Origin of the sequence: Streptomyces sp. XY431, assembly GCF_001279805.1 — a bacterium.
Classification (GTDB): domain Bacteria; phylum Actinomycetota; class Actinomycetes; order Streptomycetales; family Streptomycetaceae; genus Kitasatospora; species Kitasatospora purpeofusca.
This window is the reverse complement of record NZ_LGDO01000170.1, coordinates 1-6,459: the sequence shown is the minus strand read 5'-3', so window position 1 is coordinate 6,459 and position 6,459 is coordinate 1. Positions and strand designations below refer to the sequence as shown.

Here is a 6,459-nt window from a genome sequence, read left to right as displayed (position 1 = left end):
GCCAAAGGCCGCCCGCCCTTGGCCCCCCATGGTGGGGGCCTCGGGCCCCCCCCCTGCCCCCCCCCCGGGACCCCCCGCCGCTCCCGCGACCCCCGCTGCCCCGGCGCAGCCGGCCCCTTCCTCACCACCCGCCCCCGCCTCCGCTGGAGACAGCCCCTCCCATGACCACTGAGAACCACCCCACCGTCTCCGACCAGGACGTCGCGGCCATCGCCGCGCAGCTCGGCCGGGTCCCGCGCGGTCTGCGCGGCGTCGCCCACCGCTGCCCGTGCGGCAACCCGGACGTCGTGGAGACGGCCCCCCGACTGCCGGACGGCACGCCGTTCCCGACGCTGTACTACCTGACCTGCCCCAAGGCCGCCTCGCTGATCGGCACCCTGGAGGCGGACGGCGTGATGAAGGAGCAGAGCGCCCGGCTCGCCGAGGACCCGGAGCTGGCCTCGGCCTACCAGAAGGCGCACGAGGACTACATCGCCCGCCGGGACGCCATCGAGGTGCTGGAGGGCTTCCCGAGCGCCGGCGGCATGCCGGACCGGGTCAAGTGCCTGCACGTGCTGGTCGGCCACTCGCTGGCGGCCGGCGAGGGCGTCAACCCGCTGGGCGACGAGGCGATCGGGATGCTGGAGGACTGGTGGGCCAAGGGCCCGTGCGTGTCCCCGGCGGAGGTCGAGGCGGCCGGTGAGCGGGTGCTCCGCAACCGGGCCAAGGAGCAGGACCACGAGGCCGTGATCGCGGCCAAGGAGCAGAAGACCGCCGACCGCGCCGCCAAGCGGGCGGCGCAGGAGGCGGACGGGGCGGACGAGGCAGGGGAGGCCGAGGCATGAGCACGACCAGGGTGGCCGCGATCGACTGCGGGACCAACTCGATCCGGCTGCTGGTCGCGGATCTCGACCCGGAGACCGGGGAGATCACCGACCTGGACCGGAGGATGATCATCAACCGGCTGGGCCAGGGCGTGGACCGCACCGGCCGGCTGCACCCGGACGCGCTGGAGCGCACCTTCGCGGCCTGCCGGGAGTACGCCGAGGTGATCTCCGGCTTCGGCGTCGGCCCGGAGCGGATCCGCTTCGTCGCCACCAGCGCCTCCCGGGACGCCGAGAACAGCGCCGAGTACGTCGACGGCGTGCGGGCGGCCCTGGGGGTCGAGCCCGAGGTGGTCAGCGGCGAGGAGGAGGCGCACCTCTCCTTCGTGGGCGCCACCAAGGAGCTCACCGGCGGCACCTTCGCCACCCCCTACCTGGTCTTCGACCTGGGCGGCGGCTCGACCGAGTTCGTGCTCGGGGCCGAGGACGTCGAGGCGGCCCGCTCGGTGGACATCGGCTGCGTCCGGCTGACCGAGCGGCACTTCGGCGGCGCCGAGCTGCCCTCGGACGAGCAGATCGCCGAGGCGCGGGCGCATGTGCGGGCGGAGCTGGACCGGGCCGAGGAGGCCGTTCCGTTGACCGGTGCGGCGACCCTGGTCGGCCTGGCCGGGACGGTCACCACCATCTCGGCGATCGCCCAGGACCTGCCGCGGTACGACTCGGAGGCGATCCACCACTCGCGGATCTCCCGCGAGCGGGTCGCCGAGATCGCGGACCGGCTGCTGCGCGCGACCCACGCGGAGCGGGCGGCGATCCCGTCGATGCACCCGGGCCGGGTGGACGTGATCGCGGCCGGCGCGCTGGAGCTGCTGGAGATCATGGCGCGGACGGGCGCCGCCGAGGTGGTCGTCAGCGAGCACGACATCCTGGACGGCATCGCCTGGAGTATCGCCCGCTGACCAGGCACGAGGCTTACCGCTCCGGCCCCGGAGGCCCTTCGAGGGCCCCGGGGCCGGGGCGCGCCCGGGGCCGTGCGGAAAAGTTCGTGAATTTCTTCACATGGGGATCCGCCCGTTCGCCGCGCTGCGCGGTCCGGTCCGTCCGATATGTGGGACCGAAGGCTCGCTCGGCGTGATAACCGCAGGATCGTAGGTTTCGACCCGTCAGGGGTTTGAAAATCGAAATCCCGTGTGGGAACCAGGCCCCGTCATGGATCGTTGCTGCTCAGCGGGGCCGTCGTCACGGGTGTGCCCACCGGGGGGCCGGAATGGCCGTGAGGTGTCGGCCGGGGGGTCGAAACGGGGGCGCGAAGTGTAGCAGAGGGGGTCCATCCGCTTGTGAGCGGGCTCACGAAGGCTGCTCCGAACGGTGCTGGATACTTTCGGATATGAGCACCACGGAGCGTCCTCGCATCCTCATTGTCGGCGGTGGTTACGTCGGCCTGTATGCCGCGATGCGCATCCTCAAGAAGATGCGCTACGGCGAAGCGACCGTCACGGTCGTGGACCCGCGGTCGTACATGACGTACCTGCCCTTCCTCCCCGAGGCGGCCGGCGGCAACGTCGCGCCCCGCAACCTCGTCGCGCCCCTGCGCACCGCGCTGAAGAACGCGGAGGTGCTCACCGGTGCGGTCACCGGTGTGGACCACGAGCGCAAGATCGCGACCATCCAGCCTTCGGCGGGCGACTCGTACGAGCTGCCCTTCGACTACCTCGTCGTCGCGACCGGGTCGGTCTCCCGCACCTTCCCGATCCCGGGTCTGGCCGAGCACGGCATCGGCATGAAGACCGTGGAGGAGGCCATCGCCCTCCGCAACCACGTCATGGCGCAGCTGGACAAGGCCGAGTCCACCACGGACGAGGCCATCCGCCGCAAGGCGCTGACCTTCGTGATCATCGGCGGCGGCTTCGCCGGCGTCGAGACGATCGCCGAGATCGAGGACATGGCGCGCGACGCCGCCAAGATCTACAAGACGGTCAGCCGCGACGACATGCGCTTCATCGTGGTCGAGGCCGCCAACCGGATCCTCCCGGAGATGGGCCCGGACCTCGGTCTGTGGACCAAGGAGAAGCTCGAAGAGCGCAACATCGAGGTCTACATCGAGACCTCGATGGACTCCTGTGTCGACGGCCACGTCGTGCTGAAGAACGGCATGGAGACGGACGCCTCCACCATCGTGTGGACGGCCGGCGTGAAGCCGAACCCGGTGCTGGCCCAGTTCGGCCTGCCGCTGGGCCCGCGCGGCCACGTCGACACCGCGCCGACCCTCCAGGTCCAGGGCTTCGACTACGTCTGGGCCGCCGGCGACAACGCCCAGGTGCCGGACCTCGCCGCCGGCGAGGGCGCCTGGTGCCCGCCGAACGCGCAGCACGCCGTGCGCCAGGCCGCCGTCCTCGGTGACAACGTGATCTCCGGTATGCGTGGCTTCCCGCAGCAGGAGTACAAGCACAAGAACCTGGGCGCGGTCGCCGGCCTCGGCCTGCACAAGGGTGTCGCGATCCTCTTCGGCAAGTACAAGCTGAAGGGCCGTCCGGCCTGGTGGTTCCACCGCCTGTACCACGGCGCCATGGTCCCCACCTTCAACCGCAAGGTCCGCGTCTTCACCGACTGGACCCTCGCCGTCTTCCTGAAGCGCGAGATGGTCGGCCTCTCCCAGATGGAGAACCCGTACCAGCCGATCCAGGAGGTCACGGCGCCGACCAAGCGTCCCGCCGTCGAGGCCGCGAAGCCGGCTGCCGACAAGGAGCTGGCCACCAGCAAGTAGCGACTACGGCCCGGTGTGGGAGCACCGGGTATGAGTCGGAGGCTCTCCGCCCGGCACCGTTGCCGGACCACGACCTCCGTGGTGCTCAGCCGGCTGTGCGAGTCGGGCGGAGTACAAGAAGTAGCGAGAAGGCCCCTGCCGAAACCCTCCGGCAGGGGCCTTCATGCTGCTCGTGCGGTGCGTCAGTCGGTCTTGATGCTGTCCAGGATGTCCAGCCCGGCGGCCCGGCGGGCCGGCCAGAAGGCGGCCACCACGCCGACCAGGCCGGCCAGGGCCAGGAAGAGCAGCAACTGGCCGAACGGGAGCACCGTGGTCATGGTGGGCAGGCTGGACTTGAGGGTGCCGTTGATCGCCCAGGCCGTGAAGCAGCCGAGCAGGACACCGATGCCGGCGCCGAACACCGAGATCACCACGGACTCCAGCCGGACCATCCGCTTGATGCCGCGCCGGTCCAGGCCGATCGCCCGCAGCATGCCGATCTCGCGCTTGCGCTCGAAGACCGACATCGCCAGGGTGTTGATCACCCCGAGGACCGCGACCACCACCGACATCGCCAGCAGCCCGTACATCATGTTCAGCGCGAAGGTGATGTTCTGGCTGAAGCCGTCCCGGACGTCCTGGCGCGACTTGACCTCGATCACCGGGTTGGCGCCGGTGGAGTCCTTGAGCGCCTTCCGCAGCGCCTCGGTCTCCCCGTCGGTGCCCTTGACCAGGACGCTGTCCAGGGAGGGCTGGGGGTCGTGCTTGAGGATCTCGCTGTTGGCCAGCATGGCCCCGCCGAGCAGGTCGTTGGTCTCGTAGACGCCGCCGACGGTCAGGGCGCCCTTGGCGTCGCCGGGGTAGCCCACCTCGACGGTGGAGCCGGTGTCGACCCCGAGCTTCTTCGCGAGGTCATCGCCGAGCAGCAGCTTGCCCTGGCCGAAGGAGGCCGAGGAGCCGCTCTTCATCTTCACCGTGAGCAGCTTGTCCAGGCTGTCCGCGTTCAGGCCGGTGATCGTGTTGGACTTGCCGTTGAGGTTCCACTCGACCTCCAGCAGCGGCGAGGAGGCGGCCACCCCTGCGGCCTTCGCGGCCTCGGTGGGGACCTTGTCGGACAGGCTCATCCCGTTCGCGGCGGAGATCAGGTAGTCGGCCTTCATCGCGCTGGTGATGGCCCGGTCCACGGTGTCGGAGACCGAGGCGCCGATCACCGTCAGACCGCTGACCAGGGTGAGGCCGATGGTGATCGCGGCGGCGGTGGCGGCGGTGCGGCGCGGGTTGCGCACCGCGTTCTGCCGGGCCAGCTTGCCGGGCATGCCGAACAGCTTGCCGAGCACCGGTCCGACCAGGGCGATCACCGGGCGGGAGAGCAGCGGCAGCAGGACGAAGACGCCCAGGACGGCGAGCACGGCGCCCAGCGCGACCGGCATCCGGCCGTCCGAGTTGCCCTTGGAGGCGCCGAAGGCGACCAGGGCGATGCCGGCGGCGGCCACCAGCGAGCCGAGCACGTTCCGGACCAGCAGGGACTTCTGGGTGGCGGGCTGGTCGCCGCTGCTCATCGCGGCGACCGGGGCGATCCGGGCGGCGCGGACGGCGGGCAGCAGCGCGGAGAGCACCGTCACCAGCACGCCGACCACCAGGGTGACCACCACGGTCAGCGGCTTGACCACCAGCGGGCCGGTCGGGAGGCTGTCGTTCAGCGAGGCGATCAGGGACTGCAGGCCCGCGCCGATGCCGAGGCCGGCGAGCAGGCCGGCCGAGGCCGCGAGGGTGCCGATGGCGAACGCCTCGATCAGCACCGAGCGGGTCACCTGCTTGCGGCTGGCGCCGATCGCCCGGAGCAGGGCCAGCTCCTTGGTGCGCTGGGCGACCAGCATGGTGAAGGTGTTGGCGATGATGAAGATGCCGACGAAGAGCGAGATGCCGGCGAACGCGAGCAGCATCGTGCGCACGCTCTCGGTCTCGGCGGTGATCATCCGCTCTTCCTCGGCCTTGAGGTCGGCCCCGGTGCGGGTCTCGATCTGCTGCTCCGGCCGGACCTTCTGGTTCACCTCGGCGAGCAGGGCGTCCTGGCTGGTGCCGGGCTTGGCGGCGAGCACGATGCTGCTGTAGCGGCCGGGCTCCAGCAGGATCTGCTGCGCGGTCGCGCGGTCGAACAGGGTGAGCGTGCCGCCGCTGTTCACACTCGGGTCGTCGGTGGTGAAGACACCGGTGAGCTTCGCCTCGAGGACCGGGCCGTTGGAGCCGATCCGGACGGTGTCGCCGACCTTGTAGCCGCCCTTCTCGGCGGTCTTCCGGTCGAGGGCGATCTCCTTGCCGTTCTTCGGCCCCTGGCCCTCGACCATCGGGTAGCGGGCGTCCTTGCCGTCCGGGCCGGGCGCGAAGTTGGCGCCCTTGGCCGTCCAGGACTGGCCGATCAGCTCGCCCTTCTTGTCGGCGACACCGGTGAAGCCGCTGACCACGCCGCGGGCGCTCGCGGTGCCGGGCAGGGCGGCGAGCTGCTGGACGGTGGCGTCGGTCAGGGTGACCGCGCTCTTGTCGCTCTTGTCCTGGAGGGACGCGGTGGCGCCGGCGGAGTCGTCGACGATCTGGACCGACACGTCGGAGTAGCTCTTGGAGTTGTTCTCCCGCATGGCCTTGCCGAAGGTGTCGGAGAAGACCATGGTGCCGGCCACGAAGGCGGTGCCCAGCATGACGGCCAGCGCCGTCATCAGCAGTCGGCCCTTGTGGGCCAGCACATTGCGCAGTGCGGTGCGATACATGGGGTTTCCTGGGTCCTGGGTCTGCGAAGGGACGGTCGGCGGCGCGTGCTGCGTCAGCTGGTGCGGCCCTTGGCGTCGAAGCGGCGCATGCGGTCCAGGACGGTGTCGGCGGTGGGGTGGGTCAGTTCGTCGACGATGCGGCCGTCGGCGA

At 70.9% G+C, this 6,459-nt stretch carries 3 protein-coding genes and 2 pseudogenes; 3 read left to right on the top strand and 2 right to left on the bottom strand.

Going from position 1 to position 6,459, the window contains the following annotated elements; genetic code table 11:
- Window positions 1-143: 143 nt before the first annotated feature.
- The 3 genes and pseudogenes from ADK60_RS18850 to ADK60_RS18840 all read left to right on the top strand — a co-directional run.
- A pseudogene (locus tag ADK60_RS18850) lies at window positions 144-683 on the top strand (DUF501 domain-containing protein); the annotation flags it as partial.
- Window positions 684-820: 137 nt separating this feature from the next.
- Window positions 821-1,762 (top strand): Ppx/GppA phosphatase family protein, encoded by a 942-nt coding sequence (locus tag ADK60_RS18845; RefSeq protein WP_030398004.1) that lies wholly within the window; start codon window positions 821-823, stop codon window positions 1,760-1,762.
- Window positions 1,763-2,190: 428 nt separating this feature from the next.
- Window positions 2,191-3,567, top strand: coding sequence for an NAD(P)/FAD-dependent oxidoreductase (locus ADK60_RS18840; protein WP_030398003.1), 1,377 nt, complete (start codon window positions 2,191-2,193; stop codon window positions 3,565-3,567).
- A gap of 182 nt (window positions 3,568-3,749) precedes the next feature.
- Here the strand turns inward: ADK60_RS18840 and ADK60_RS18835 are convergent, their stop codons facing one another.
- Together ADK60_RS18835 and ADK60_RS42020 are read right to left on the bottom strand one after the other, a co-directional pair.
- Window positions 3,750-6,308 carry an ABC transporter permease gene (locus ADK60_RS18835; protein ID WP_053647450.1) on the bottom strand — a complete coding sequence of 853 codons (2,559 nt, stop codon included), beginning with the start codon at window positions 6,306-6,308 and terminating at the stop codon, window positions 3,750-3,752.
- 53 nt (window positions 6,309-6,361) lie between these two features.
- Window positions 6,362-6,459 (bottom strand): annotated as a pseudogene (locus ADK60_RS42020) (ABC transporter ATP-binding protein); the annotation flags it as partial.